Genomic DNA, 26235 nt, shown 5'->3' with positions numbered 1-26235 from the left:
CTTCTTAGAGCGCGTTGAACAGGGTCAGCGAGCTGACACGGGTAAAGCTTGCCTGGCTGGCTTCGAGCGCGGTGAGGGTTTGCTGCAGACGCACGATCGTGTCGGCAATGTCCGTATCGCCAATATCGGAGCGCTTTTCAGCGACTGTCACCGCGCGGTTCTGCTGGTCCTGCTGGATCGCCTCGACCCAGGCGAGCCGCGTTCCGATGACGGTCTGGCTGCGGTTGGCGGTGTCGATCGCCGCATCGATCCCGGCGATGGCATCTTGTGCCGCCGCGGCGGGATCAACCGCTCCGCCCCGCATCGCTGCGGCAAGGCCGGAAATGACGGCAAAGGCGCTGGTCTGGCTGCCCCCGACATCGAATTCGAACAACTGCTCACCCGTCACACCGCGTTCGATCTCTGTGCCCGGAGCAACCGGCACCGATCCGTTCTGATTGTTGCCATTATAAGTGACAACGCCGCTCGCATCGCGAATGAAAGCGGGATTGCCAGCAGTGCCTGCAAAGAGCGGCGCGCCGGTGATCGAGCGGGAATTGCTGCGCGCAAACAGCTCTTCGCTCATCTGCTCAAGCTCGTCAGCAATCGCCGCGCGGCCGTTCTCGCCGGTTGGATCATTGGCTGCCGTGATCGCCAGCTCGCGCGCGCGCTGGAATAATTCGAGCACGCCGGCGATCTGTTCGGCGCCTTCGGTCAGATCCTGTTCGAGCCGTGCGGCGTTTTCCTGTTCGGTGCGCCCGCGCACTTCGAGCCGGGAAAGCGCGCGCAGGCGAGAGGCTCCCACCGGATCATCGGACCCGCGCGTGATCCGCTCACCCGTCGCAATCTGGGTCTGCAAGGTCTCCAGCGCCTCGCGCAGACTCCCCATCTGGCCCAGCGAGCGCTCAAAAAATGCGCCGGTTGAGTTTCCAACAATGTTCATCAGCCCAGCCCCAGGATCGTGTCGAACAACTCGGTTGCGACCTGCATCACGCGGCTGTTTGCTTCGAAAGCCTGTTGCAGCCGGATCAGATTGGTCGCTTCGGTATCTAGGTCGACACCGACTTCGGCGAGCAGGTTGGCTTCAGCGCTCTCGGCGATAATCGCGAGCCCGTCGCGCAGCGAATCAAGCCCGGATATCCGGCTCGACAGCGACAGCAACATTCGGTCGGTTGCAGCTATAGGGCCGTTATCGGCACCAAAAGCGGCGATCAGATTGCCAAGATTGGACGTGTCACGGCTGCCCGCAGGAGCGCCCGCGGGAGCCAATGCGAGGCCAGCTCCATCGTCAAGGACCAAGGCGATGTCGCTGGCCCCGTTGCCGGAGAACAGGGGCTGTCCCGGCGAACCATCGAGCGCGCTTCCGGCTGCCTGAGCAGCGTTGGCGCCTATAATTATTGAGTTTGCAATCGCATCGAGCTCGACCTGGCGGCCAGCAATATCGGACAGGGCCGAAGACCGGCCCGCCATCGCTCCGCCGACCGCAGTGAAGCTCGCTCCGCCCACCGCGAGTGATAGATTGCCATTGTTTGTGGTGGCGCTGAGCTGACTGAAATTCGACCCGGAAACGAGCAGAACGCCGGTTTCGCCAGGCGGCGGCGGGTCTGCAAGAACGCGCACTTCTGCCGCGCCGAATTCGTCGAAAGTGGCTGTGATCCCCACTTCCTCGGACAAATCGCGCAGCGCCGCATCGCGGGCATCGAGCAATGCCGCACGGCCTGCTGTACCCTCGCGGGCATTGACAAGTTCGACATTGATCCGCGCAAGCTCGCTTGCGGTGCCGTTGACAGTTTCAACCCCGGCGGTCAGCTCGGATTCGATGAAGCTGCGCGCGTTACTAAGCGCAAATTCGGCGGTCTGGAATGTTTGCGTCAGCTGGCGCGCGGTTTCGAGCGCGCCGGTACGTAAAGCAGGATCGGTGGGGTCGCTCTCCAGCAGAGTGAGCGAGGCCTCAAAGTCGATCAGCTTTTCGTAGAGCCCGGATTCTTCGAGCGCCAATTCGGCATCGCGCAGGCCCGATATCTCGGTTGCAACGCGGGCAAGATCCGAAGTGCTCGCACGAACCTGCCGCTGGCCAAACTCGCTGTCAAAGCGGCGTACGTCACCGATCAGGACGCCGTTCAAAGTGCTGCGCGACTGGCGATCGATCCGCGCGGTGCCGACCAGTTCAACCTGATCCATCCGCCGTCTTGTGTAGTCGGAATTGGAGGCGTTGGCGATATTCTGCGCAGTCAGCTCGAGGCTGGCCCGCGCTGCTGCGGCCCCTGTCCGGCCGATATTGAGGATGCTCGTCGACATTATTCTTCACCATTGGCAGGGAGGAATTGAGCAAGCTGCTCTTCGATACTCCGTGCAAACCCGAAGGCCCCGCTTTGCGAAGCGATCTCGGCGAAGTTTTCATCGCGCATCTTTTCGAACTGTTTCAGCCCGCCGCCCGTCAGCGGGGTGTCCTCTGAAAAGCTCGCCGCGCGCGCAGATTCCAGCATGCGCCGGATCATGATCGCCTCGAACCCTTGCGCAGCCTCGCGCAGCTCCAGCCGTTCAGGGCTGATCTGCGCGGATGCGGCATCGGTTTGGGGACGAATGGGCGTAATCACAGCACCACCATCTCGGCCTGCAAAGCGCCGGCCTGTTTGAGGCTTTCGAGGATCACCACAAGGTCAGACGCACCCACGCCCAGCAGATTGAGCGCGTCGACAATCTCCGAAAGATTGGCCGCGCCCGGCATCAGAGCCACACGGTCATCGCTTTGCACGACCGAAATTTCGGAGGATTCCTCCACCGCCGTCTCGCCATTGCCAAAGGGTTCGGGCTGGACCACGCGCGGGGCTTCATCGATGCGGATTACCAGCTTGCCATGACTGATCGCGGCGGGCGCTAGCCGGACGGCCTGATTGATTACAACGGTGCCGGTGCGGCTGTTGACGATCACCCGCGCCGCGACCGGCGCTGGCGTCACCGGCAGCATCTCGATTTCAGCCAAAGCCGCTGCGCGCACATCATTGCCAAAGGGCAGCGTCAATTCGATGCTCACCCCGTCGGCAATCTGCGCCATGCCGGGATAGCGGGAATTGATCGCATCGCGCACGCGGGCAGCGGTGAGGAAATCGGCCTGATGGAGGTTGAAACGCAGGCTCGCCTCGCGGTCAAAGCCGGTTGCAACCGCGCGTTCGACCGAGGCTCCGTCAGCGATCCGGCCCACAGTGGTGACGTTGACGGTCAGCTGCGATCCATCGCGGCCCGACACGCCCAGACCGCCGACCGCGACATTGCCCTGCGCCATGGCGTAGATCTGTCCATCGGCGCCGTAGAGCGGGGCGAGCACCAGCGCGCCGCCGCGCAAGGAACGCGCCTGTCCCAAGGTCGAGACTGTAATGTCGATACGCTGCCCCGGCTTTGCGAAAGCGGGGAGCTCAGCCGTGATGATGACGGCTGCGGCATTGCGCAGATTGGGGCTGACACCGGGCGGCAGTTGCAGCCCCAGCCTGCCGGAGACACCGCGCATCGCTTCGGTCACATATTCAAGGTTGTCATCGCCGGTCCCTTGCAAGCCGACCACCACGCCATATCCGGTGAGCTGGTTGGCGCGCAGCCCTTCGAACTGCCCGAGATCGCGGATGCGTTCGGCAGCAGCAGGGGCGGGCGCGAGCAAAGCGAAGAGCGCGAGCAGAGCGGCAAAGATGCTGAAACGGGGCATCAGAACGGCGAGACCGCGTTGAAGAAGCGCGACAGCCAGCCCGGACGGCTCGCCTGCTGCACCGCGCCTTGCCCGGCATAGATGATCCGCGCATTGGCAACGCGCGAGCTGGGCAGAGTGTTATCAGCGTCGATATCAACCAAGCGGATGCGGCCGGCAAATTGCACCCACTCATCCCCCTGACTCAGCGACATCTGTTTCTCTCCGACAACTTCGGCGGTTCCGTTGGGATAGATCGCGGCAATCGTGACCGCGACCGCGCCAGTCATCTGGCTTTGCTGTGCAGCATTCCCGCTTCCATTGAACGACCCTTGGCCGCTGGCATTAAGGGCATTGGGGTTGAGAAAATCGAGCGGACCGGCGGTGGGCGGGATCAAGGCAAAGCCGCCATCGCGCTGGGTTGATCCGGTTGTGCTCTTCGAAGTGCTGGTGCTTTCGATCAGCAGGATCGTGACCATATCGCCAAGCTGGCGCGCGCGGGTGCCGACGACCAGCGCCGAGTAACCTTGCGAGGCCTGAAAGATTGCGCCCTGCGTACCGCTTTGCGCGCCGGCAATCGCGGTGGGCGCAGGCGGAGGCGGCGGGGCGGTAAAGCCCAGCTCGCGGTCCGGACCTCCCCCCAGACAGGCAGAAAGCGACAGCGCAGCGAGCGCGGTAATGGCAAGGCGGATTGGGGTTCGCATGAATATCCTCACAGGGTCTGATTGGCGTTGCGGAGCATCTCATCGACCGCGCTGACCATCTTGGAATTGATCTCGTAGGCGCGCTGGGCTTCGATCATCTCGACCAGCTCTTCGACGACATTGACGTTGGAACCCTCCAGCATGCCCTGCCGGATATTGCCTCGCCCGAATTGTCCGGCGAGGCCGCTATCGGCAGGCCCGCTGGCAGCGGTTTCGACGAGGAAATTGTCGCCGATAGACTGCAAGCCCGCCGGGTTGATGAAGCTGGCGACCTGAAGCTGGCCGACCTGGATCGGCGCGGCCTGACCCGGCTGGACCGCGCTGACTGTCCCGTCAGGCGCGATCGAGACGCTGCGCGCACCGGCCGGAATCTGGATTGGCGGCGTCACTGAATAGCCTTGCGAGGTGACCAGCTGGCCCTCGGGTGAGAGGGTGAAATTGCCCGCTCTGGTATAGGCGGTCTGCCCGCCGCCGGGCAGTTCAACCTGAAAGAAGCCGGGACCATCGAGCGCAATGTCGAGCGTGTTGCCGGTCTGGTTCAGCGTCCCTTGCGAATTGATCCGCGTGGTGCCCTGAACCTGCACGCCGGTGCCCAGATTGAGCCCGACCGCATAGGCGGTCTGCCCCGTCGATTGCTGGCCCGCCACGCGCTGTTCCTGATAGGCGAGCGTGGCAAAATCGGCCCGGTCGCGCTTGAAACCCGACGTGCCGATATTGGCGAGATTGTTGGCGATGACACGCATGCGCGCATCCTGCGCCTCAAGCCCCGTTCGGGCGACGTGAAGGGCGGAAGTGGGCATCTGTGTATCCTTTCAGTCTCTGGTCCGCAGGCTCAGGCTCAAGCCCAAGCTCAACCCCAAGCTCAACCCATGCCGAGCAAGCGGCTGCTTGCTTCGTCGAGTTCGCCTGCGGTCTGGATAATCTTGGCGCGCTGTTCAAAAGCGCGTTGGGCCTCGATCATCTGAACGAGGGTTTCGGCGGTCTGGACGTTGGATTGCTCGAGCGCGCCCGCTGTCACTTGCGCCGTGGGATCAATCGGCAAGACGCCGCCGCCGGGCACTTCGAGAAAGCTGTCGATCCCCTTGAGCAGCTGGCTGCCTTCGGGAGAGACAAGCTTGATCCGGTCAATCGCCTGCGCCTCTGCGTTGGGAGCTGCCGGATCGCTCGCAAGCACGCTGCCATCCCCAGCAATGGTGATGCGGAAGCCTGCGGGCACCGTGATCGGCGCTCCGCTTTCGCCCAGCACCGGAAGGCCTTCGCCATTCTCCAAAACGCCAGTTTCGGCCACGCGCAGATCGCCGCGGCGCGAATAGATCTCGGTGCCCGAACCATCCGGCGATTGATAGGCGATCAGCGCCTGACCCTGCACCGCAATGTCGAGCGGCTGGCCGGTCGGATTGACCCGCGCCTGCGCCATATCCGCCCCGCGCACCAAGCCGCGCGCCATAGCCCGCGCTTCGATGCTGCCATCGCGCAAAGTTGCGGGCGTGACGGCAAAGATCTCCTGCCGGAAACCCGGCGTGGACGCATTGGCAAGATTGTTGGCAATCGTGCGCTGGCGATCCATCGCCGAGTTCATGCCGGTCAAAGCGGTGTAGATCAGGCGGTCCATGGCGGGTTCCTAAATCCTAGCCATTACCGCTGGAGGTTCAGGACGGTCTGCGAGATCGCGGTGGCGGTGTCGATCGCGCGGGCATTGGCCTGGAAGTTGCGCTGCGCCGTCAGCAATGAAACCATTTCCTCAGCCAGATCGACATTGGAGCGTTCCAGCGCGCCGCTGAACAACTGGCCCAGATTGCCAATACCCGGCTGACCGTAAGTGGGCGGTCCCGAATCAGCGGTCGTCTCCCACTTGGTCTGCCCGATCGGCCGCAATCCGCCATTCGATGCGAACGAAGCCAGCGAGATCATCGCAACCGGTTCGTTCGAACCATCGGAATAGGTCGCAACGAGCAGGCCCTGGGCATCGAGCGAAATGCTAGACAGCGTCTCACCTGCGCCATTGACGGTAGGGACAAGCACATTGGCCGGCGTGGTCGAAGTCGGTGTGCCGGTTGCATCAACAGGGAAGGCCTGCACCAGGTCGCCGAACGCATCCTGCAATTCGCCGGTTGCGACCAGTTGCAGATTGCCGTTGCGGGTGAAGGTGACGTCGCCCGAAATCGCATTGGCCGTGGCAATGAATCCGTCGCCATTGATCGCGACATCGAGCACGCGCCCGGTCTGTTCGAGCTGGCCGAGACCAAAGTCCTGCGAGATCGCTGAAACAGCCGCGCCGATGCCGGGCGTGCGCCGCGGATCGGTGCTACCGCCGGTCGCGACCAGATCGGCAAATTGCGCGTTCGACTTTTTGAAGCCCGCCGTTTCGGCATTGGCGATATTGTTCGAGATCACGCGCAGATCGGTTTCGGCGTTGCGCATGCCGCTAAGCGAAGTGAAGAAGGACATGGGGTTTTCCTTGTGGTTGAAAGAGGATCAGACGGTTTCTGCGATGGGGGTGGAGCCAGCGGCTGACGCGGCGGCCTCGGCAGCTGCGGCCTCGGCGGCGCGCTCCTGCGCTTCGATCAGCGCGTCGAGCTTGGCCGCAATCTCGGACAAAGTGGCGCGCGAGGCGGTGTTGTTCTCCAGCGAAGAGAATTGCGCCAGCTGGGCGAGCATCTGCTCGTTCGATTGCGGCTCCAACGGATCCTGATTGGCCAGCTGCGCGGTCATCAGGCGCAGGAAATCGGCCGCACCGAGCGAAGCAGCCGCGCTTTCGCGGCGGATGGAACCGGGCGCGTTCAGGTCATTCAGCACATTATTGGTGATCTCGGTCATGAATTGCTCCTCAGCGTTTCGAGCATCAGTTGCTTGGCGGTTTGCAGCGCCTGGACCATGTTCTGGTACTGGCGCGCGCTTTCCATGATCTCGACCATCTCGGCGCTCTCATCGACGGCGGCCTCCCAGATATGGCCGGTCTCGTCGGCGAGCGGATGGTCCGGATCATAGCGTTTGGTCGGCGCCGATTCGGAGCGCACCAGACCGTCGCTGCGCACAGCCGAAAGCCCGCTCGCGCGGTCCAGCTCACTGGCGAAAACCGCGCGGATCGGGCGGTACGCATCGGCTTCATTGGAGGAAACCGAACCGGCATTGGCGAGGTTCGAAGTCGCCGCATTCATCCGCACCATCTGGGCCGACATGGCCTGCTGCGTCATCGAGAACATCGTCATGGGAGCGCGGTCAGGCATCAATCATTCCCCTTTCAGCGCGCGGGTGATCGTGTTGACCTTGCCCTGCACGAAGCTGAGCGTTGCGGAGTAGGCGAGCGCGTTTTCGGCAAAGGCGACCTGCTCGCGCCCCAGCTCGACCGTGTTGCCATCAAGGCTGGGCATGGTCGGGCGGCGGAACAGCATTTCCGGCTCGCCCGCCATCATGTCGCCGCTGCGTGACGAGGAAAGCCGCGCATCAAGCGCAGCGTTGAAATCGATATCGCGCGCTTTGAAACCCGGAGTTGCCGCATTGGCGATGTTCGAAGCGAGCACGCCCATACGCTGCGAACGCAGTTCGAGCGCGGCGCCGTGGATGCCAAAGATCTGCTCGTTCATGGATCATGTCCTGCATATTGGACCGGCCAATCCGGTGTGCGTTCACATGATGCAGCATGCGTGCCAAACGCACCGTTCCGCCTACAATCACAGGGGGAGGACACGGGATTGCGGCAAGCCTTTGCAGGCTCCCTGCAAGACGCTGCCCCTGCCCGGCCTCGCAGATATGATTGCGCTTAATTCTGCGGTGCCAGCGCCGTTCTGATTGATGCCACCTCAATCGGACCCAAGGAGCAGCCACAGATGTTGAGCGAGACCGCCGCAAGCTCCGGAGGGATTCTGGAGGGGTTTTTCGATCCTGCGGCATTGGTGGTCGTGCTGGCCGGAACATTTCTCGCCACCATCGCCCGCTGCGGAGGGCGCGAGATCAGGGCCGCCGGGCGCGCATTGATCCGGCTCGGCAAACGCACGTTCGACGAAGACGCCAACCGCGCTGCCCTGGCCCGCAGTGTCAGCGCGATTGCCAAGCGCGGGCACCTTTGCGCAGAGACCTCCACCCCGCCCGACCCGGCAACCGCGCGGCTGGTCGATGCCTATGTCGTCTCCGGCTCGCTCGACCTGCTCCATTCCACCGCCAGAGCCGAGCGCGCGCACCGCGAAATCGCCATGGCGCAGGCTGTGCGCGTGTTCGAATTTGCCGGCGAGCTGGCTCCGGTCTTCGGCCTGGTGGGCACCTTGTTCTCGATTACCCAGCTTGCGCCGTCTGCTACGGGAAGCGCAGCTGAAGTGACCATGGCAGCGGTCGGGACGGCGGTTCTGTCATCGCTTTACGGAGTGCTGACCGCCAACCTTGTCTGCATCCCGCTCGCCCGCGCAATCGAGCGCCGCGGCGAACGCGAGGAAGAAGTGCGCGCGGATCTGCTTGAATGGTTCGATGCAGAGCTGACCGGCGGCAGCACACGCTCGATCACTCCGGTTCAGGATGCGGCATGATCGTCCGCCATGCCCAAAGCTGGCAACTGATCCTTGCCGACCTTGCCCTGATCCTGTTTCTGGTGACTCTGTCAGCGCTGGCCGTTGAGGAAGGCCATGATGGAGAGGCCCCTGAGGCAGAGGCTCCTGAGACAGAGGCTCCGCAAATCGCAGCAGCACAAGCGCTCTTCCGGCCTGACCCGCGCGGTCCGTCACTTTCGCAATGGCTCGCCGAACGTCCGGCGGACGGGCGCGCTACTTTGACCGTCTTTGCCCGCTTCGCCGCGAGTGAGCGCTCGCAAATCTGGCGTGACGCCGAAGCCTTGGCCAGCGAAGCAAGTGAAAGCGGATTTGCTGTCAGAGTGGTTTTAAGCCGCGCCGACAGCAGCGATATCTATGCCAGCCTCGCCTATGACGCTCCGATAATCGATCCGGAAACGGAGCTCTGACGAGCAATAAGGCGCTAGATCACCATGATCTGGTTGCGACCATTTTCCTTGGCCTGATACAGCGCCGCATCGGCCCGGCCCAGCGCGTCGCGCATATCCTCGATCGAGTTCACGGTTGCGATCCCGCCGGAGAATGTAACCTTGCCAAAGGGCTTGCCATTCTCTCGGTTGAGCAATTGCTTCATCGCCTGCGCACTGCGAATTCCGTCGAGCTTGTTGAAAGCCGCATCGGCATCGAGCCCGTAGAACAGAAGCACAAATTCTTCGCCGCCATGGCGCGCGACGAAGCATTCATCGCTGGCATTGCCATTGAGCAGGCTTGCGATCGTGACCAGAACGCGGTCGCCCGCATCATGCCCATGCGTGTCGTTGATCGACTTGAAATGATCGACATCGCAAAAGGCGACGCAAAGCGGCTTGCCTGACAATTGCGCCTCTTGAGCCGCCGAAGCCAGACGGCGTTCAAAGGCGCGGCGATTGGGCAGACGGGTCAGGTGATCGACATCTGCCTCGATCCGCGCCTTGGCCAGATTGGCGCGCAGCTGGTCGGATTCGGCCTGACTGCGCTCCATCGCGATTTCGACCTGCCCCAACCGGTCGAGCATGACCTTGGACAGGCTGATAACACGGTCAACTTCGGCTTGGGGCGTCAGGTCTCCGTCCGTCCGTTTCATCTCGCGCAGCTGCGCATCAAGCGCGCCGCGCTGCTCGGTTGTTTCGTCTGCCGCGCTTTTGGCGGTCTGGGCAAAACGCATCAGCGAATATTCCATCCGGTCCATCAACTCCTCAAGCTCATTCATCCGTTGGCCGGTCTCTGGGTCCAGCCGCACCACCGTATCGAGCCAGCGCTGATCGATCGGCTCGCCTGAAATCTCGCGCGCGGCAAAGGCCTTGGCGAGCGCCGCATTCGAACCCGAAAGCGCAGTGGTGATCGCCGCAAGATTGGAGCCGGTGGCATTGAGATCGTGCTTCATGACAAATTCGCGGATACGATCGAGCAATTCGTTCCGGGCATCACGGGCTCTGCTTGGCGAGTCCTTTTCGGGCACTTCGGGCGGTGCGGACATTTCCATGATTGAATTCGTGCGCCTCGTTTCTTGTCTTTCTGGGTCCGGCCTAGGGCAAGAGGCTTAATACGCGGCTCGCCGGTGCCTGCGGGAACTCCCTAGTCAGCCAGCGATCCGCCATGGCGCGCTTATTGGCACAAGGCTTGCAGAACATCAGGACACGGAATTGTCTGAAACATCACCGATTGGAACCTGATATGAGACCGCTTGAAACCGCCGCCCGCAGTGCAGCGCGCAAGGAGTTCCAGCTTCTCGCGCTGGCTACACTGCTTGCATGCCTGCCGATCTTTGCCGCTGCTGCCGAGGCGCAAAACAGTCCGGTCGCGCGCTTTACCGATCCGGGTGAGATTGACCGCGCGGTGCGCGAATTTACCGGCGTTCCCATCGGCGAAGTCGGCGGCGCGCGCGTTCCGGCGGACCAGCGCTTGCGGCTCGCCGCCTGCGAAGGGCCGCTCGATCTCGCCTGGCACGGTAATGGCCGCTCGACCATCCGCGTCGCCTGCCCCGGACCGCAAAGCTGGCGCATCTTCATCGCCACTCGCCCGCAAGCGCGCGCAGAGGCGGCCGAACCCAGCGTGTCGCGCGGCGATCCGATCGCGGTGCAGGTTCGCGGGCGCGGTTTCAGCGTCCAGCAGGGCGGTGAGGCGATGGAAAACGGCGCGATCGGCGATTGGATCGCAGTGCGCATGTCGCGCGATGCGGCCCCGGTGCGCGCGCGCATCGAACGCCCCGGCCTCGCTATTATCCCGGGCAATTGAGAAAATTTTGCCGATCGCTCTTAAACCTCTTTCGTGGTCGCCGTTCATAGCACTACGAATTCACGCTGGAGACGCATCATGCCCTCTTTCGAACTGAGCAAATTGCAGGCGGTGACAGGCCCCAGAGCCTTGTCCGAAACCGACCGTGCCGCGATTGAGGCGCGCCGCGCCTCATCAAGCGCCGGTGCCGGACCAGCCGCGCCTTCGAGCGGCGTATCGATCGAAGTGGCGAGCCCGGTCGATGCTGCCAGCCCGCCGGTCGATACCGACCGTGTGGCTCAGATCCGCAAGGCGTTGCAGGAGGGCAGTTACCCGCTTTTGCCGGCAGAGATTGCCGATGCCATGATCGCCGCAAGGCTTAGCTTCGGGATACCCCAATGAACGCTGTGATTGAAACCGCATCTGATAACACGGCAATCGAAGACCGCTCTTTAAGCGGCAATCTGCGGCAAATGATTGCCGTTCTTGAAAATGAGCGGCAAGCGCTTGCCACTCTGGATGCGGACGGATTGTTCGAAGCGACCCATGCGAAGCAGTCGCTTTGCGATGCGCTTTCGCCTTTCGGCGCCGATGCGCTTGACCAGCAAACCCGCGATCTGGCGCGCACCGCGCAGCAACTCAACGACGTCAACCGGCGGGTGCGCAACCTGCTGGCGGCCAATGTCGCGACCCGCCTCGAAGCTTTGGGCGCCGCGCAGCACACCTATTCAACGGTTAACGCCGCCCACGCCTGAGCCTGGGTAATTGTGCGCAGAGCCGCCATTCTGGCACGCTGCTTGCTCTCTTCATTGCCTGCATGGCCTCTGCCGCAAAGGCGGGCTGCGATGCGAATAATGGCAAGAGAGGCAAGCGAAAGCCGTGACCCATCCACTGATCCCTGCGGCAGGCACGCGGCTCGCTTTCGAGCAAGCGGCGCGCGCGCATGAGGAGGCACGGCCCAGGCAGGGTATAAGCCGCGAGGGGGCCAGCCGCGAGATTGCCCCAGCGCAGCCCGCTACTCAAGTCGAGCGCGCGATTGCCAGCGCCGCCGAGCAAACCACAATCGATTTCGATTTTCTGGTCGCACAGGCGCAGGTCGAAAGCTCGATGAACCCCAATGCCCGCGCGCGCACGTCCTCTGCGACGGGGCTCTATCAGTTCATCGAAAGCACATGGCTGGGCACGATGGAGCGCCACGGCGAAAGATTTGGCCTAGGCGACGTTGCCGCGCAGATCGGGCGGACGAGCAGCGGGCGTGCCTATGTCGCCGATCCGCAGGCGCGCGCTTCGATCCTCGCGCTGCGGCGCGACCCGCAGATCGCTTCGCTGATGGCGGCGGGTCTGGCCGAAGACAATCGCGCGCATCTGGCCCCGATCCTCGGCCGTCAACCCGATCACAGCGAGCTCTACCTCGCGCATTTCCTCGGTGCAGGCGGAGCCGGACGCTTCCTGTCAGCGATGGAGCAGAACCCGTCGCAGTCTGCCGCTTCGCTCTTCCGCCGTCCGGCTGCCGCCAACCGCGCGATCTTTTTTGAACCCGGTGGCCGCCCGCGCAGCCTTGCCGGGGTGATGGACCACCTGTCTGGCAAGCTTGAGCGCGCCCGCGCCGACGCGCCTTCGAGCGTCACACAAGGCTACGCCCCCGATACGCTGACCCCGCCGCCTGCCGCGATTCAAGAAGTTTACGGACGCCAGTTCCAGCCTCCCCCTCCTTATATCATCGCTGAAGAAGCGGTCTTTGGCCCCCGCAACCCACCCGCGATTACAGGCCGGTCGAGGCCGGGCGCGAGCGCATCCGGCATGGGGGAACTCGCCGCGCCTTTATCGCGCGGGCCGATGTCCGGCTTGCTCCAGAGCACATTTGGCGCAAGCTCTCACAGCGCCCCGCCCGAGCAAGTCCAGCGCGCTTATGAGCGGCTGAAAGCGCTCGGCCTGTGAGCGTTCTTGCCAATAGGAGCGTGACCTGGGCCGACCGGTTGCGCGCCGCCCCTGCCGCCATAGCCTTGCCGCTGGGCATCTTCGCACTGTTCGTGCTGATGGTGCTGCCGATCCCGCCGCTGCTGCTCGACATGTTCTTCGTGCTCAACATCGCGGTCGCCGTTGCAGTGCTGATGGTCGCGCTCAATGCGCGCACTCCGCTTGATTTCTCGTCCTTCCCGAGCGTGCTGCTCTTCGCTACGTTGCTGCGCCTCGCGCTCAATGTCGCATCGACCCGGATCGTGCTCGTCAACGGTCACGAAGGCGGCGATGCGGCGGGCGATATCATCGCAAGTTTCGGACAGTTTCTGGTCGGCGGCAATTTCGCGGTCGGATTGTTCGTCTTCTGCATCCTGCTGATCATCAACATGATCGTCATCACCAAGGGCGCGGGCCGGGTGTCCGAAGTCTCCGCGCGCTTCGTGCTCGACGCCTTGCCCGGCAAGCAAATGGCGATCGACGCCGATATCGCGGCAGGCCTCATCACCGCCGACGAAGCCCGCGTGCGCCGCCGCGAAGTCACGGTCGAGGCCGATTTCTACGGCTCGATGGATGGTGCGTCCAAATTCGTGAAGGGCGATGCGATTGCCGCTTTGCTGATCCTTGGCGTCAACATCATCGCCGGTTTCGCGCTCGGCATGATCAGCCACGGACTTTCGGCCAGCGAAGCGGGCGAGCTCTACATCACCCTTGCCGTGGGTGATGCCTTGGTGGCGCAAGTGCCCGCTCTGCTGCTCTCGATTGCGGCAGCGGCGATTGTCACCCGCGTCGCCGATACGCGCGATCTGGCCGGGCAAATCGGCGGGCAATTTTCCGACCCGCGCGGGTGGTTGCCGGTCGCGGTGATCCTCGCAGCCATCGGCGTGGTTCCCGCCATGCCGCAGATGATCTTCATGCCCGCCGCCGCGATTGCTGGCGCGATCTGGTGGGCGATGCGCAAACGCGCGGCGCTGCCTGACGAAGTCGAGGAAGTGATCGAAGAGATATCGCCCGACCGGATCGACATCACCGAAGTTTCCGACCAGACGCTGGTCACAATCGAGCTCGGCTACGGCCTCGTCCACCTCGTTGACGAAGGTAAAGGCGCCCCGCTGCTCACCCGCATCACCGGTATCCGCAAACAGCTCTCTCGCGATCTCGGCTTTGTTCTGCCGCAGTTTCGCATTCGCGATTCGCTCGATGCCGCCGCGAACCAGTACAAGGTGCTGCTTGGCGGGCTGACCATCGCGCAGGGCGAGGTCAAACCGGCCAAACTGCTCGCCATCAACACTGGCGAAGTGCGCGAAGGGCACGGCGTGCCCGGCGACCTGACCCGCGATCCCAGCTTCCAGTGCCCGGCTTTGTGGATCGACGCAGCCGCGCGCGATCACGCCGTGTCCGAAGGCTTTATGACCGTCGATCCCAGCACCGTGATCGCCACCCATGCCAATCAGGAATTGCTGCGCGCAAGCCACCAATTGCTGGGGCCCCAAGAGGTCCGCGCGCTGATCGATGACCTGAAAGACCGCGCCCCTGCTTTGATCGAGGCGATCCACCCCGATCCGCTCTCGCTTGCCGCGCTGACCCGCATCTGCCGGGCGCTGATCGCCGACGGGATCAGTCTGGCCCATCCGCAGCCATTGCTGACCAGCCTCGCGCTGGCGCTCCAGACCACGCAGGAATTTGACGCGATCATCGACGCGGTTCGTGCAGACCTTGGCGCGCGGTTGATTGCTCCGATTTGCGAATCCGGTGAGCGGCTTAAAGTGGTCACGCTTGATGCGGGGCTAGAAAGCGCGATCCTTGGCGGGATGGTCGACCCCGCGACCGGGCAGCCGCTGATCGAACCCGATTGCGGGGCGATGATCGCGGGGCGCATTTCAGAGCTTATCGAAGAAGCACAAGCGCCGCTTGCGCTGATCGTCCAGCCGCCTGCCCGCCGCGCGCTCGCCGGCCTTTTGCGCCAGCGCGCGAGCCGCTGTCAGGTGCTGTCGATCAACGAACTCCCCGTCACGCAGCCGGTTGAAGTCATCGCGGTGATCGGCGCCGAAGAGGCGCTGCAAATCGGACAGGAACCAGCCGAACAAGGAAGGGCCGCATGAAGCACGATCCGGCCAGTTTTGCAGGCGCAAAAGCCTATGGCGCATCCTCGCGCGAAGAGGTGGAGGACCGCGTGCGGCGTTTCCTCCCCATGGTTCGCCGCGCGGCGTGGCATATCTACGGAATGGGCCGCGACGGGCTGGAGATCGAAGACCTGATCCAGACCGGAATCATGGCGCTGACCGAATGCGCCCAAAAGCACAATGGCCCGACCGAAGACGGCTTTGCCGCCTATGCCAAGATCCGCGTGCGCGGCGCGATGCTCGATCAGATCCGCAGGCTGCTGAGTGACACCCGCACCGCGCGCAAGAAACGGATGCGCTATCTGGAAGTGGTCGATACGCTAAGGGCGCAATCGGGCGATGATCCCTCCCGCAGTCAGATCGCGCAAGCGCTTGGCGTCAGCGATAGCGAGCTCGCCGAAATCGAAGCCTCCGCCGTCCATCTCACCTCGATCAGCGAGGAATATGACGACAGCAACACCGCCTTTGCCAGCGAAGATCCCGACCCGTTCGAAGTGCTGTGCGGGCAGGAAGATCGCGAACGGCTAGTCGCCGCGATGACCGGGTTGGCTGACCGGCAAAAACTGGTGCTGCAACTCTTCTTCGTCGAGGAAATGAACCTCACCGAGATCGCCGAAGTGCTCGAAGTTAGCGTCCCGCGCGTGCATCAACTGCGCGCCAAGGCCTTGAAAGACCTGCGCGCAGCGATGCAACGCGATGAAGATTAGTTAGTCTTGGGACTAGTTCGAGTCTCCGTCGGCGTGGACGCCCGCTGCATGAGCGGCGGCTTCTGATCCGCCAGCACCGGTGGACTCCCACCAATAGGTGCGGCGCTCGGTGGTGCCGGTCGCGACCTCGTTCATGGTCAGCGCATCATATAGTCGCCCGCCCAGCATCACCTGCACGATGTCGTCAGAGTTTGCGATATCCTCGCTGGGATCGGCGCTGAGGATTACCAGATCGGCGAGCTTGCCGACTTCCAGCGATCCGATGTCATCCGCCATGCCAAGCGATTGTGCAGGCGCAATCGTGCCTGCGCGCAGAGCCTCGACCGGGCTCATTCCGCCGCGAGCAAAGCTCCACAGCTCCCAATGCGCATCGACGCCCGATTGCTGACCATGCGCGCCGATGGACACAAGCACACCGCGCTGCGCGAGCTTGTGTGCCTCACGCGCGGCATTGTCATCGACGAAGGCCCAGTCGGGCGCGGTCGTGCGCCTGCCGGTCTGTGCGAGCAGCGCGCGCGGCGGGGTGTGGATCATCAGCGGATTCTCCCACACATTGGTCGCTTGGCGCCAATAGGGATCGCCTGCGAGACCGCCATAGGTGACGTTGAGCGTCGGCGTGTAATTCGAGTTGGACTGGCTAAAGAATTGCAGCACGTCCTCGTAGAACACATCGCCGGGCACATTGTGCTCGATGGTCGAATTGCCGTCCGCGATCAGGTTCATATCCATGCCGAACAGCGAACCGCCTTCGGCCACCACCAGCATGTTTTCCTCCGCAGCGGCGCGGGCAACCATCTGGCGCTGCTCGCGGCGCGGCTGGTTGTAGTTCTTGACCGAGATACCGCCCTGCGCACGGATGCGCCGGACATGGGCGAGCGCGTCTTCGTAGCTGTCGATCCGGGCATAGACGCTCGGAGCTTTCGCGCCGTAAATGATCTCTCCGGTCGAGAAGATACGCGGGCCCAGCATCATGCCAGCGCGCTGGCGCTCTGCCGCGGCAAAGACCACGCTCGCATCGCTGGACGGGTTGTGGATCGTGGTCACACCCATGGCGAGATCCTGAACCAGCGTCCAGTTCTGCTGCGGGATGAAGTCGCCAATGCCGTAGGGGCCGTGCGCGTGGGCATCGACGAGGCCGGGCATGATGGTCTGCCCGCTTGCGTCGATCATGGTCGCGCCGCCTGGAATATCGACTTCGCCCGACGCGCCGATGGCCGCGATCCGGTCGCCTTCGATCACGATCACGCCGTTCTCGATTACGCCCGCATCGGTCGCATCAAGCCCTGCCGCCATGGTGAGAATGCGCGCGCCGGTGATGACAGTCGTCCCCTCCGGCTTGGCCGCATCGACCGTGATCGCAATCGAGATACCGCTGTCGGGCGGGCTGTAGCCGTCATCCTCATCGTCATCATCGCCAGCCGGCGCGTTGGCGAAGAAATCGGACACATTGGCGCTCAGCAATTGCGCGCCGATGGACCAGTAAACCGTCTCTCCGCCGCGCGCCCAGCCGATATAGTCCGCCCCGCCTTCGGAGACTTTGGTGACCGGCAATGCGCCGCCGCTTTCGCTCACGCTCACCGTGGTGCCGCCGGGGATCAGCGGCATGGCGAAGACTTCGTAATTCTGGCGGAAGGCAACCGTTTGCCCGTCCGGCGCAACGCGGAAATCATTGGCGAGATCGCCCTTGACGATCACCCGCCGGTCTTCGCCGTCGAGATCGGTTGAGACGAGCGCAAGCCCGTCGCCTTCGCTGGCGGTCATGAAGATGCGGGATGCATCCGCGCCGAATTGCGGGTTGGAGCCCGAGCGGCTGACCCGCATCGCTTCTCCGCCGGAAACCGGAGCCATGTAGATGCCGGTATTCTCCGAATAATCCGACGATGTGAGGAAGCCGCCAGAGCGCTTTTCATAGGCGATATGCTGGCCATCGGGCGACCAGACGAGATCGGCATAATGGCCCGGCTCGCTGGTGATGACACGCGGGTTCTGCCCGTCCGCGCCTGCAACGATGATCCGCCCCAAATTCTCGTCGGTCCATTCGACATAGGCGATTTGCGAACCATCGCGGCTGAATGCCGGGAAGGCTTCGACCACGCCGCTCGCGCCCGTCAGCGGACGCGCACCGTCACGGCCGCGCGCGCTTTTGGTGTAGAGCCGTCCAAGGCTCTCAAACACCACCCGCGACCCGTCAGGCGAAAGCTGCGCGAAACGCGGCATTGTGGTGACAAAACGGTCGGGCGAGACTTCGATTTCGGGATGCGGCGCATCGGCCACGCCGCGTGTGTCGTCGATGGCAAAGAGGATTTGCGCGAAGTTCGACCCGTCGCGGTCGATCCGGTTGAGCTTGCCGCCCGCCCAGAACACGATCGAGCGGCCGTCCGGCGTCCAGTCCATATTCGGATAGACCCCGTAAACCGCCCAGGTCTCTTGCAGATCGAGATCGAGCGCGTCGTAAATCATCCGCTCGCGCCCGCTGGCGATGTCCTTGACCCACAGCTGCGAGGTGTCCTGATAGCGGCGCACAAAGGCGATCTCGGTCCCGTCAGGCGAAGGGGTCGGGCGCACCGCCCCGCCAAAGCCGTCAACCGCAGTCGTAACTTCGCCGGTTTCCAGATCATGCCGCTCAATCGCAAAGATGCCGGTCTGGCTGTCCTGCGCGTAGATGAAGGTGTTCCCCGGCGTCGTGTTGCGGGTGTAGTAGATCGCCTCTCCATCGGGAGAGAAAACCGGCTCGCCCAGCTCCTTTTGCTGGCTCTCATTCGCGCGTTCGACAATCGCGACGCCGCCGCCGCCAGAGACGTGATACATCCAGATCTCGCCAGTCCCGGCAGAGCGCTGGGTGGTGAAGTGCTTCTTGGCGATGATGAAGCGGCCATCGGGCGACCAGCTGGGCTGGTTCATCAGGCGGAAGCTCTCATCGGTCACTTGCCGCTTGTCTGAGCCATCGACATTCATCACCCAGATATTGTCGCCGCCCCCGCGATCCGAAGTGAAGGCGATGCGGCTGCCATCGGGGGAAAAGCGCGGCTGCACTTCCCAAGCCAGCCCCTCGGCAATCCGTCTCGGCGTGCCGCCGCCGATCGGCATGGTGTAGATATCACCCAGCACCGTGAAGGCGATCATGCGTCCGTCAGGCGAGACATCGACATCCATCCAGGTGGCTTCGTCGGTCTGGATCGGCACCTGCTCGATTGTCGCCCCGCGCGGAGCCTCGACGTCCCAGCCCTCGTCCTCATCCTGCGCGAGTGCCAGCGAAGGCGCTCCCAGCATGGAACCTGCGAGAAGTGTGGCGGTCAATGTGCGTGCGATGCGGCGCATGAGTCTCTCCCTGTATTGGAACGGGAGACTAGCGGCGCGAAAGAATATTGCTAGGGGCGAGTGTCTTCGGGCTCGACTCGGTCAATCGAAATGAGGCGTTCGACGGTAAATTCTGCCAAATACTGGTCCATATGACCCGCTCGTCCGACTTTTTTTTGGCCAACGAACGAAATTTCGAAGAATGCAGTTTCATTCCAGTTGGGCAAGTTTGGTGATCTGGCTTCAGAAGGCCACTGCCCCTCATCGAAAGTCAACCAACCGTCGGAAGGCATCTGTAGTGTAGGGATGTCCGTGGCAGATGCCCCCTCAAAGAAAGCGGCAATCTCAAATCCATCGACCCAGACTCCCTGAAAAACCCTTTCTTTCTCAGTGTCACTTGCTGTGATTGAGACGATGCCTGCAACCAAAGCAATGAGAATTGCGACAACGAAATTTGATCGCAACTGCCTACTCACCCAAACATCCCTCGTTTCGGCCCCAGATAGCCGAACAGATACGCCCCCACTTTGCGCATCTGGATTTCCTCGCTGCCTTCGGTGATACGATAGCGGCGGTGGTGGCGGTAGATGTGTTCGAAGGGCTTGTGCCGCGAATAGCCGATGCCGCCATGGACCTGCATCGCGCGGTCGGCGGCTTCGCAGACCAGCCGGTTCGCCCAGTAATTGCACATGCTCACCTTGTCAGAGATCGTCCGCTCGATCTCCTCATGCGGCATGTTGTCCATCTCCCACGCGGTCTTGAAGATCAGCAGGCGCAGCATCTCGCACTGCGTCGCCAGCTCCACCAGCGGGAACTGGATCGCCTGATTGCGCGACAGCTCTTGGCCGAAGGGCTTGCGGGTGCGCGCATAGCGCACGCTCTCATCGACGCAGAATTGCGCTGCGCCGCATGAGCTGGCCGCCTGCCTGATGCGGTTCTGGTGGACGAAGCTTTGCGCGAGCGCCAGCCCGCGTCCCTCGACGCCCAGCATCGCGCTGTCGGGCACCCACACATCTTTCACCGAAAGGCGCGGGTGATCGGTGGGCATGTTGAAGGTCCACATCCACTCCTCGATTGTGAGGCCCTCGGTCGGGTTCGGGACGAGGAAGCAGGTGATCCCGCTCGCGTCTCCGGCCTTGCCATCGGTGCGGCAGAACATCGCGCAATGCGTGGCGACATGCATGCCGGTGATCCACATCTTCTCGCCGTTGATCAGCCAGCCATCGACTCCGTCGCGGCTCTCGCGCACTGCGGTCGTCTCCATATGGGTCGCGTCAGAGCCGTGATCGGGTTCGGTCAGGCCAAAGGCGACCCGGCGCTTACGTTCAAAGCCGCCGGTGATGAATTCATGCTTCTGATCCTCGGTGCCCCATTGATCGAACATCGCGACGAAAGGGAAGTTGCCGACGATGCTGTGTTCGTTTTGCAGGTCATTTTGCAGGCCCAAACCTTGCCGCGCAAAGTGCTCGCGGATCACCGCCATCCAGAGGTTCGAGCCGTCCTTGCCGCCATATTTCTTGGGCGCGGAGAAACGCCAGTGGCCGGCCTTGTCCGAGCGCGCAGTGGCCTCGCGCAAAAGCGCCTCCCATTCGGGGCGAGGCAACCCGCCCGCCTCGAAATCAGTGCGCGCATATTCGCGGCGGTGGTCGAAGAATCGGATATTGTCGTCCTGCTGTTCGAGCGGTTTGATCTCGGCTTCTATGAAGGCGTCGAGTTCGGCCAAATAGGCTTGCAGGTCGGCGGGAATTGCGAAGTCCATTTAGTTGTCTCCGGTCTTCTTGGAACGGTTCGGAGCGCCTGCCCAGGTGGGTGCGGAACGCGCCCACCATGGGGTGGGCGGGCGCGGGCTTACCGCTGGCGCGGCAAGCCTGGTCAAAGTCGGGCCGATGTTCATTCATCCTCCTGAAGGATCCATCGCTTTTTCGCTAATGTAAGGGCCGGGTATTTGGGGGAGTCCGCCGCACACTTTTCGATAGCATTTTGACGCAATTCCATCAGTTCCAAGGGCACGTTCAAGGTGATCTCCCCCGCAAGAATCGCCTTAGACTTTTCCCAATCAAGCGGGTTTGTCCAATAAACCTCATCTCGCCTGATCATCTTCAAAGCATTGCGGGCAACGGCATGTTGGAAACGGTCGTGCCCCTTCATCAATGGTTTGATGGTTTCCAGCCACTCCAAAACAGCTTGAGCCAGTTCGCCGTTCATGGCCTCACCGGGGTTGTCTTGTGTCTCTTCCAAATAGCATGATGCTTCGCGTTCCTCCTCAGGCGCATCCTCCTCCAGCAGCATCAGCAGGTCCAATTCCTGCTCGCTGGTCCGCCTTGAGATGACCACGCGTTCGAGCATCCGGTCCGATCCATCGCGCCACACCTTGGCGCATTTGAGGCAACCCAGCGCCCACCATACCGTCCGGTGCACCAGCCAGTAGCGGAAGCGGTCGCGATCGACGCTCACACCGGCCTCGGCCTCATAGGCGGCAAAATAATCCTCCAGCGACCCCAGCCCCAGCGCGGGCCGGTCGTATCGGGCAAAGCGCCACACCGCCATGCAGCCAAAGGCCAAGTCCTCGTGCCGGTCGCCGAAATGCGCCAGTTCCCAATCGAGCACGCCTGTGAGTTTGCCCGGCTCGGCGAGCAGATTGCCCATCCGGTAATCGCCGTGATTGAGCACCGGCTCGCAAGGATCGGGACAATTGTCCTCCATCCATTTGAGGCCCAGCGCGATGATCGGGCGGTCGCCGCCTGCCTCCTCGAACTGCGCGCGCAGATCGGCGATAGCCTGCCGGTAGTCCATCACCGGCACGGCCTCGGGCACGGCCTCACGCGGGACTGAGTGGATGCGGGCGAGGTCGCGCGCGGCCTCGCGCAGCAAGGCGTCCGCGTCCTCCATCGCCAAAATCTCTTTGGGATTGGGCGTGCCGGACAGAGCGCGCATGACAAAGCCGCTACCAATGCCGTCGTCGGGCACCAGTTCCGCCACAACTTCGGGTGCGGTGACACCGGCGGCGTGCGCGGCGCGGATCACCGCGGCCTCGACATCGTGGCCGTAGGGGCGGCCTTCCATAAATTCGAGGCTGGGCGCGCGGCGCAGGACGAATGCGCTATCGCCCGAGCGGAAGTGCCAGCTTTCCATGGTCGCACCGCCGGTCAGCCTTTGGGGCGTGCGCGGCGGCTCCATTCCAGCACGGGCGCAGGTCTTGGCCAGTCCTTCGAGAAGCTCGTTTGCGTCGATCACAGGCCCGACCTCCGCGCCTCATCTAGCAAGGACGTTGCGATGCTCCCATGATCGGGCATGCGGCCTCTCCCCTTTAGCGCGCCATTATACCGCTGGTTTTCCTACATGAAGCCAGGATGTTAAGTTCGCATCGGCTCTTTGCAAAGTGAATCGACCCGCACCGACACGGCCCTCCCTATGGAAGCCCGGGCCCACGCATGTGCTTTATCAACTAAACCCCCCAAATGCCCGCAGCGTCACGCTGCGACTCGGGGGATTTGGTCGGACTGGATCAAGCCGGCACGTTGTCTTTCTTGACCGTGATGACCTGCGGATAGGTGAATTCCTTGAGCCCATCGAGGCCATATTCCGCACCAAAGCCCGACTGTTTATGCCCGCCAAACGGGGTGAAGGGCGACAGGTGCAGATACTCGTTGATCCACACGGTTCCGGTTTCGAGTTGCTCGGCAATCTCGACGCCTTTGTCCGGGTTGCCGGTCCAGACTGCTCCGGCGAGGCCATATTCGCTGGCATTGGCGCGCTGGATGACTTCTTCCTCGGTCGAGAATTTCATCAGCGGCATAACTGGGCCGAACTGCTCCTCAGCAACAATCCGCGCGTCTTCGGGCGGGTTATCGAGGATCGTGATCGGCACGTAATAGCCAGTGCCGGACGGATCTTTGTCGCCGCCGGTCAGGAATTTGTAGCCATTGTCTTTGGCGTCCTGGATCAGCTCAAGCACGCGGTCATACTGCTTCTTGTTCTGGATCGGCCCCACGCCGGTGCCCTGCTGGGCGCCATCGCCAACAACAACGGTCTTGGCATATTCGGCAAGCGCCGCGCTCAGCTCGTCATAGATGTCTTCGTGGATGTAGATGCGTTTCGCCGCGACGCAGATTTGGCCGGCATTGGAAAAGCTGGACCAGAACAATTGCTCGGCCACTTTCTTGGGGTCAGCGTCGGGCATAACGATCGAGGCATCATTGCCGCCCAGTTCGAGCGTGATGCGTTTGAGGTCGTTGCTGGCGCCCTCCATGATTTTCTTGCCCGTCGCGGTCGATCCGGTGAAGGTGATCTTGTCGATATCAGGGTGCGCGGTAATCAGCGGCCCGAGCGAATCTTCGCCGGTGATGATGTTCACCGTACCCGCCGGGACCTTGTCCGCGATCAGCTCGGCGATGCGAAGCGTGGTCAGCGGAGTGAAGGGCGAAGGCTTGAGCACAATGGTGCAGCCGCTCATCAACGCCGGAACGATCTTCTGAACCGCCATCATGACGGGGAAGTTCCATGGAACGATTCCGCCAACAACACCCACCGGCACGCGGCGAGTGCGCGACAGACGAGCATCGCTGTCTTCGTTGACGACATCTTCGAGTTTCAGCGTAGCCTGCGCCGCCGACATGCCAGCCGCGCCGTAGATTTCGCCCTTGGCCTGTTCGTGCGGCTTGCCCTGTTCGGTAGTCAGCAAGCGGTAAAGCTCGTCAGCATTTTCCTTGATCGCGCCCGAGATCGCCATGCAGGCTGCCTGACGCTCTTCGAATGAGGTCTTTTTCCAGGTCTTGAATGCCGCACGCGCCGCAGCCACTGCCCGGTCAAGATCGCCCGCGCCGCAGGATGGCACTTGCCCCACAACCTCTTCGTTTGCCGGGTTGACCACGTCGAGCCATTCGTCGGTGCCAACCATCTCGCCGTTGATAAGGTTCTTGTACTGGGTGACCATGATAATCCTCTTTCGAATCCAAACGATGATTTTTCTTGGCCTTCAAGTTGGACCTTTGCGCAGAAAAATCAATTGCGATTGCAATTTGCAACCTAGAGCATCGGGCAGCATCAGGCGCCTAGTACTTGCGCCAAATCAGTTGCCCCAAACGATCCGCGCCCTATCAAGGCGTCAAACAGGAGTTCCCCGAATATGTCCGAAGAAGCAGCCGACATCGTCATCTATGGCAGCCCCCTTTCGCCTTTTGTGCGCAAGGCCGCGGCGGTTTGCATTGAAAAGGACATTCCTTTCGAGGTCGAGCCGGTCAATGTCTTCGATCCTCCGCAATGGTTCCGCGACATCTCGCCGATGAAGCGCATTCCGGTGATGCGTGACCGCTCGATTGCAGCAGATGGCGTCGCCGGCACCATCGCCGACAGTTCGGCCATCTGCGCCTATTTGGAGCGCAAACATCCCGAGCCCGCGCTTTATTGCCGCGATGCCTTTGCCCATGGCCGCGCGCTGATGATCGAAGAATATGTCGACACCACGCTCGCGGCGAGCGGGGGTTTGGGCATTTTCCGCCCGATCTTCTTCTCAATCACGCAGGGCAAAGAACCCGATATCGCCAAAGCGCGCGAGACCTGGGCGACTGCCATTCCGCCAATGCTCGCCTTTCTCGATGCCGAACTGTCGGGAAAAACATTCTGCGCCGAAGAAGCGGTCTCGATTGCAGACATTTCGATCGCCTGCGTGATGATGCAAATTGCTCTGGTCGCAGAAACGCCACTGGACGATTATCCCGCACTGGCCGCGCATTATGCTCGCATGGCCGAGCGGCCCTCTATCGCCGCCCCCTATGCCAAGGCCGAGGCCATTGTGCGCAAAGCCATGCCGGATCGCGCCGTTATTTCCTGATGGTTAAGTTTCGCATCGTAGCTAGCGTTGCAGAGCGCGGGTCAGGCACGTAAAGCCTCCTGCAATAAGACATTAGCGGAGCATGGTCGCCACGCATGGCCAAAGAATGGTGCATCGGAATTATCGGCGGATCGGGCCTCTACAATATAGAGGGGCTCGACGATGAGCAGTGGCTGCTGATCGACACGCCCTGGGGTGATCCGTCTGACGAGATTCTGTTCGGTCGTATCGGCAATGTAAAAGTGCGTTTTCTGCCGCGGCACGGGCGCGGGCATCCGATCTCGCCGACCGACCTCAACTCGCGCGCGAATGTGGACGCACTCAAGCGGGCTGGCTGCACTGATATTCTGGCAATCTCCGCTGTGGGATCACTACGCGAAGAGCTTGAGCCGGGACGCTTCGTGCTAGCCGATCAGTTCATTGATCACACCGCGCACCGGGCCTCGACCTTTTATTCCAGCGGCTTTGTCACCCATGTTTCGATGGCGGACCCGACCTGCCCGCGCCTGTCCGAAATGGCTGCAAAGGCGGTCACTGCCTGTAAGGGCAAGGTCGCGACCGGCGCGACCTATCTGGCGATGGAGGGACCGCAATTCTCCACCCGCGCAGAAAGCCGCATGTACCGCCAATGGGGCGCGGATATAATCGGCATGACCGGTATGCCAGAAGCCAAGCTCGCCCGCGAGGCCGAGCTACCCTATGCGCTGATGGGCATGGTCACCGACTATGATTGCTGGCGGGACGGTGAGGAAGTCAACGTCGCGCAAGTCGTCGCGCAGATGCAGGAAAACAGTCAACTCGCGCGCGAGGCGGTGGTCAAGTTCATTGAGTCCCTGCCGAAAACCCGCAAGGCCTCTCCGATCGACAAAGCGCTCGATGACGCGGTTATCACCGCACCCGAGGAGCAGGATCCGGAAATGATGGCGAAGCTTGATGCGGTGGCGGGGCGGGTATTGGGGTGACGAGGCAACCCCCAGATAGGTCCGATCTACTAACGTCAAGCATTGAGAATGGCGATCGCTTCATCGCTCCCGGCACGCGCGTTTGCATCCCTTGGGTGGATGAACATGGTAATCCATCCCCTGAGTTTGGGATCATGGTACACTGCTGGAAGGACGAAGTGATGGGCTTCTATGATTGTTACTTTGCTTCGTTCGGAGAGACACTCCCCGATGATAGTCCGCCTGAACGTCCCGCTATTTTTCGATATACGG

The 26235-nt window shown here is 62.3% G+C and carries 27 protein-coding genes; 10 read left to right on the top strand and 17 right to left on the bottom strand.

Annotated elements, in window-relative coordinates; translation table 11 throughout:
* Window positions 1-4 precede the first annotated feature (4 nt).
* The 11 genes from Q0887_RS13835 to flgB form a co-directional block, all read right to left on the bottom strand.
* On the bottom strand, window positions 5-922 hold the full coding sequence (locus Q0887_RS13835; RefSeq protein WP_299196395.1) for a flagellar biosynthesis protein FlgL: 918 nt from the start codon (window positions 920-922) through the stop codon (window positions 5-7).
* A complete protein-coding gene (flgK, locus tag Q0887_RS13830) occupies window positions 922-2277 on the bottom strand; it encodes a flagellar hook-associated protein FlgK (protein WP_299196393.1) in 1356 nt (451 codons plus the stop codon). Before flgK ends, Q0887_RS13835 begins: the two co-directional genes overlap by 1 nt.
* Window positions 2277-2576: a rod-binding protein gene (locus Q0887_RS13825; protein ID WP_299196391.1), complete on the bottom strand. Its 300-nt coding sequence runs from the start codon at window positions 2574-2576 to the stop codon at window positions 2277-2279. Before Q0887_RS13825 ends, flgK begins: the two co-directional genes overlap by 1 nt.
* Window positions 2573-3676: a flagellar basal body P-ring protein FlgI gene (locus Q0887_RS13820; RefSeq protein WP_299196389.1), complete on the bottom strand. Its 1104-nt coding sequence runs from the start codon at window positions 3674-3676 to the stop codon at window positions 2573-2575. Before Q0887_RS13820 ends, Q0887_RS13825 begins: the two co-directional genes overlap by 4 nt.
* Window positions 3676-4359, bottom strand: coding sequence for a flagellar basal body L-ring protein FlgH (locus tag Q0887_RS13815; RefSeq protein ID WP_299196387.1), 684 nt, complete (start codon window positions 4357-4359; stop codon window positions 3676-3678). Before Q0887_RS13815 ends, Q0887_RS13820 begins: the two co-directional genes overlap by 1 nt.
* An 8-nt stretch (window positions 4360-4367) precedes the next feature.
* On the bottom strand, window positions 4368-5159 hold the full coding sequence (gene flgG / locus Q0887_RS13810) for a flagellar basal-body rod protein FlgG (RefSeq protein WP_299196385.1): 792 nt from the start codon (window positions 5157-5159) through the stop codon (window positions 4368-4370).
* Between the two features lie 62 nt (window positions 5160-5221).
* Window positions 5222-5971 (bottom strand): flagellar basal body rod protein FlgF, encoded by a 750-nt coding sequence (flgF, locus tag Q0887_RS13805; protein WP_299196384.1) that lies wholly within the window; start codon window positions 5969-5971, stop codon window positions 5222-5224.
* 23 nt (window positions 5972-5994) lie between these two features.
* The gene (locus tag Q0887_RS13800; RefSeq protein WP_299196381.1) at window positions 5995-6807 is read right to left on the bottom strand and encodes a flagellar hook basal-body protein; all 813 of its coding nucleotides are present in this window, start codon (window positions 6805-6807) and stop codon (window positions 5995-5997) included.
* Between the two features lie 27 nt (window positions 6808-6834).
* Window positions 6835-7176, bottom strand: coding sequence for a flagellar hook capping FlgD N-terminal domain-containing protein (locus Q0887_RS13795; protein WP_299196378.1), 342 nt, complete (start codon window positions 7174-7176; stop codon window positions 6835-6837).
* Window positions 7173-7586: a flagellar basal body rod protein FlgC gene (gene flgC, locus Q0887_RS13790; RefSeq protein ID WP_299196376.1), complete on the bottom strand. Its 414-nt coding sequence runs from the start codon at window positions 7584-7586 to the stop codon at window positions 7173-7175. The genes Q0887_RS13795 and flgC overlap by 4 nt, the downstream gene beginning before the upstream one ends.
* Window positions 7587-7589: 3 nt before the next feature.
* The gene (gene flgB, locus Q0887_RS13785; protein ID WP_299196374.1) at window positions 7590-7943 is read right to left on the bottom strand and encodes a flagellar basal body rod protein FlgB; all 354 of its coding nucleotides are present in this window, start codon (window positions 7941-7943) and stop codon (window positions 7590-7592) included.
* A 243-nt stretch (window positions 7944-8186) separates the two neighbouring features.
* Here flgB and Q0887_RS13780 point away from each other — a divergent pair, with 243 nt between their 5' ends.
* The gene (locus Q0887_RS13780; protein WP_299196372.1) at window positions 8187-8876 is read left to right on the top strand and encodes a MotA/TolQ/ExbB proton channel family protein; all 690 of its coding nucleotides are present in this window, start codon (window positions 8187-8189) and stop codon (window positions 8874-8876) included.
* Window positions 8873-9304 (top strand): hypothetical protein, encoded by a 432-nt coding sequence (locus Q0887_RS13775; RefSeq protein ID WP_299196369.1) that lies wholly within the window; start codon window positions 8873-8875, stop codon window positions 9302-9304. The genes Q0887_RS13780 and Q0887_RS13775 overlap by 4 nt, the downstream gene beginning before the upstream one ends.
* Before the next feature lie 14 nt (window positions 9305-9318).
* Here the strand turns inward: Q0887_RS13775 and Q0887_RS13770 are convergent, their stop codons facing one another.
* Window positions 9319-10377: a GGDEF domain-containing protein gene (locus Q0887_RS13770; RefSeq protein WP_299196367.1), complete on the bottom strand. Its 1059-nt coding sequence runs from the start codon at window positions 10375-10377 to the stop codon at window positions 9319-9321.
* Between the two features lie 191 nt (window positions 10378-10568).
* On the opposite strand from Q0887_RS13770, the gene Q0887_RS13765 reads away from it, so the two are divergent.
* The 6 genes from Q0887_RS13765 (at window position 10569) to Q0887_RS13740 (ending at window position 15894) form a co-directional block, all read left to right on the top strand.
* Window positions 10569-11129: a flagella basal body P-ring formation protein FlgA gene (locus Q0887_RS13765; RefSeq protein WP_299196365.1), complete on the top strand. Its 561-nt coding sequence runs from the start codon at window positions 10569-10571 to the stop codon at window positions 11127-11129.
* Between the two features lie 78 nt (window positions 11130-11207).
* On the top strand, window positions 11208-11510 hold the full coding sequence (gene flgM, locus Q0887_RS13760) for a flagellar biosynthesis anti-sigma factor FlgM (RefSeq protein WP_299196363.1): 303 nt from the start codon (window positions 11208-11210) through the stop codon (window positions 11508-11510).
* Window positions 11507-11863 carry a flagellar protein FlgN gene (locus tag Q0887_RS13755; protein ID WP_299196361.1) on the top strand — a complete coding sequence of 119 codons (357 nt, stop codon included), beginning with the start codon at window positions 11507-11509 and terminating at the stop codon, window positions 11861-11863. Before flgM ends, Q0887_RS13755 begins: the two co-directional genes overlap by 4 nt.
* A gap of 124 nt (window positions 11864-11987) precedes the next feature.
* Window positions 11988-13046, top strand: coding sequence for a transglycosylase SLT domain-containing protein (locus tag Q0887_RS13750; RefSeq protein ID WP_299196359.1), 1059 nt, complete (start codon window positions 11988-11990; stop codon window positions 13044-13046).
* Between the two features lie 20 nt (window positions 13047-13066).
* Entirely contained in the window at window positions 13067-15166 is a 2100-nt protein-coding gene (locus Q0887_RS13745; RefSeq protein WP_299196357.1) for a flagellar biosynthesis protein FlhA, read from the top strand.
* Window positions 15163-15894, top strand: a complete 732-nt coding sequence (locus tag Q0887_RS13740; protein ID WP_299196355.1) for a sigma-70 family RNA polymerase sigma factor — start codon at window positions 15163-15165, stop codon at window positions 15892-15894. The genes Q0887_RS13745 and Q0887_RS13740 overlap by 4 nt, the downstream gene beginning before the upstream one ends.
* A gap of 12 nt (window positions 15895-15906) precedes the next feature.
* On the opposite strand, the gene Q0887_RS13735 is transcribed toward Q0887_RS13740, so the two are convergent.
* The 5 genes from Q0887_RS13735 to Q0887_RS13715 form a co-directional block, all read right to left on the bottom strand.
* On the bottom strand, window positions 15907-19212 hold the full coding sequence (locus Q0887_RS13735) for an amidohydrolase family protein (RefSeq protein ID WP_299196353.1): 3306 nt from the start codon (window positions 19210-19212) through the stop codon (window positions 15907-15909).
* 50 nt (window positions 19213-19262) lie between these two features.
* The gene (locus Q0887_RS13730; protein WP_299196351.1) at window positions 19263-19667 is read right to left on the bottom strand and encodes a hypothetical protein; all 405 of its coding nucleotides are present in this window, start codon (window positions 19665-19667) and stop codon (window positions 19263-19265) included.
* Window positions 19664-20950 (bottom strand): acyl-CoA dehydrogenase family protein, encoded by a 1287-nt coding sequence (locus tag Q0887_RS13725; protein WP_299196348.1) that lies wholly within the window; start codon window positions 20948-20950, stop codon window positions 19664-19666. The genes Q0887_RS13730 and Q0887_RS13725 overlap by 4 nt, the downstream gene beginning before the upstream one ends.
* A 131-nt stretch (window positions 20951-21081) precedes the next feature.
* Window positions 21082-22425: a phosphotransferase family protein gene (locus Q0887_RS13720; protein ID WP_299196347.1), complete on the bottom strand. Its 1344-nt coding sequence runs from the start codon at window positions 22423-22425 to the stop codon at window positions 21082-21084.
* 271 nt (window positions 22426-22696) lie between these two features.
* Window positions 22697-24124 (bottom strand): aldehyde dehydrogenase family protein, encoded by a 1428-nt coding sequence (locus Q0887_RS13715; protein ID WP_299196344.1) that lies wholly within the window; start codon window positions 24122-24124, stop codon window positions 22697-22699.
* Between the two features lie 192 nt (window positions 24125-24316).
* Between Q0887_RS13715 and Q0887_RS13710 the strand changes: the two genes are divergently transcribed.
* Complete coding sequence (locus tag Q0887_RS13710) at window positions 24317-25021, top strand: glutathione S-transferase family protein (protein ID WP_299196342.1); 705 nt, start codon at window positions 24317-24319, stop codon at window positions 25019-25021.
* Window positions 25022-25116: 95 nt separating this feature from the next.
* A complete protein-coding gene (gene mtnP / locus Q0887_RS13705) occupies window positions 25117-25983 on the top strand; it encodes an S-methyl-5'-thioadenosine phosphorylase (RefSeq protein WP_299196340.1) in 867 nt (288 codons plus the stop codon).
* Window positions 25984-26235 lie beyond the last annotated feature (252 nt).

The sequence above is a fragment of the uncultured Erythrobacter sp. genome, assembly GCF_947492365.1.
In the GTDB taxonomy this organism is placed as follows: domain Bacteria; phylum Pseudomonadota; class Alphaproteobacteria; order Sphingomonadales; family Sphingomonadaceae; genus Erythrobacter.
Note: the sequence above shows the minus strand (reverse complement) of the source record. Positions and strands in the feature narration are given on the sequence as shown.

What these genes read in the sequence shown, in the direction of transcription:
- flgC (WP_299196376.1), bottom strand. Translation starts at nt 7,586, where the DNA reads ATGCCTGACCGCGCTCCCATGACGATGTTCTCGATGACGCAGCAGGCC.
- Q0887_RS13755 (WP_299196361.1), top strand. Translation starts at nt 11,507, where the DNA reads ATGAACGCTGTGATTGAAACCGCATCTGATAACACGGCAATCGAAGAC.
- Q0887_RS13800 (WP_299196381.1), bottom strand. Translation starts at nt 6,807, where the DNA reads ATGTCCTTCTTCACTTCGCTTAGCGGCATGCGCAACGCCGAAACCGAT.
- Q0887_RS13775 (WP_299196369.1), top strand. Translation starts at nt 8,873, where the DNA reads ATGATCGTCCGCCATGCCCAAAGCTGGCAACTGATCCTTGCCGACCTT.
- Q0887_RS13710 (WP_299196342.1), top strand. Translation starts at nt 24,317, where the DNA reads ATGTCCGAAGAAGCAGCCGACATCGTCATCTATGGCAGCCCCCTTTCG.
- Q0887_RS13815 (WP_299196387.1), bottom strand. Translation starts at nt 4,359, where the DNA reads ATGCGAACCCCAATCCGCCTTGCCATTACCGCGCTCGCTGCGCTGTCG.
- flgF (WP_299196384.1), bottom strand. Translation starts at nt 5,971, where the DNA reads ATGGACCGCCTGATCTACACCGCTTTGACCGGCATGAACTCGGCGATG.
- Q0887_RS13735 (WP_299196353.1), bottom strand. Translation starts at nt 19,212, where the DNA reads ATGCGCCGCATCGCACGCACATTGACCGCCACACTTCTCGCAGGTTCC.
- flgB (WP_299196374.1), bottom strand. Translation starts at nt 7,943, where the DNA reads ATGAACGAGCAGATCTTTGGCATCCACGGCGCCGCGCTCGAACTGCGT.
- flgM (WP_299196363.1), top strand. Translation starts at nt 11,208, where the DNA reads ATGCCCTCTTTCGAACTGAGCAAATTGCAGGCGGTGACAGGCCCCAGA.
- Q0887_RS13725 (WP_299196348.1), bottom strand. Translation starts at nt 20,950, where the DNA reads ATGGACTTCGCAATTCCCGCCGACCTGCAAGCCTATTTGGCCGAACTC.
- Q0887_RS13835 (WP_299196395.1), bottom strand. Translation starts at nt 922, where the DNA reads ATGAACATTGTTGGAAACTCAACCGGCGCATTTTTTGAGCGCTCGCTG.
- Q0887_RS13820 (WP_299196389.1), bottom strand. Translation starts at nt 3,676, where the DNA reads ATGCCCCGTTTCAGCATCTTTGCCGCTCTGCTCGCGCTCTTCGCTTTG.
- Q0887_RS13770 (WP_299196367.1), bottom strand. Translation starts at nt 10,377, where the DNA reads ATGGAAATGTCCGCACCGCCCGAAGTGCCCGAAAAGGACTCGCCAAGC.
- flgK (WP_299196393.1), bottom strand. Translation starts at nt 2,277, where the DNA reads ATGTCGACGAGCATCCTCAATATCGGCCGGACAGGGGCCGCAGCAGCG.
- Q0887_RS13765 (WP_299196365.1), top strand. Translation starts at nt 10,569, where the DNA reads ATGAGACCGCTTGAAACCGCCGCCCGCAGTGCAGCGCGCAAGGAGTTC.
- Q0887_RS13715 (WP_299196344.1), bottom strand. Translation starts at nt 24,124, where the DNA reads ATGGTCACCCAGTACAAGAACCTTATCAACGGCGAGATGGTTGGCACC.
- Q0887_RS13740 (WP_299196355.1), top strand. Translation starts at nt 15,163, where the DNA reads ATGAAGCACGATCCGGCCAGTTTTGCAGGCGCAAAAGCCTATGGCGCA.
- mtnP (WP_299196340.1), top strand. Translation starts at nt 25,117, where the DNA reads ATGGCCAAAGAATGGTGCATCGGAATTATCGGCGGATCGGGCCTCTAC.
- flgG (WP_299196385.1), bottom strand. Translation starts at nt 5,159, where the DNA reads ATGCCCACTTCCGCCCTTCACGTCGCCCGAACGGGGCTTGAGGCGCAG.
- Q0887_RS13795 (WP_299196378.1), bottom strand. Translation starts at nt 7,176, where the DNA reads ATGACCGAGATCACCAATAATGTGCTGAATGACCTGAACGCGCCCGGT.
- Q0887_RS13780 (WP_299196372.1), top strand. Translation starts at nt 8,187, where the DNA reads ATGTTGAGCGAGACCGCCGCAAGCTCCGGAGGGATTCTGGAGGGGTTT.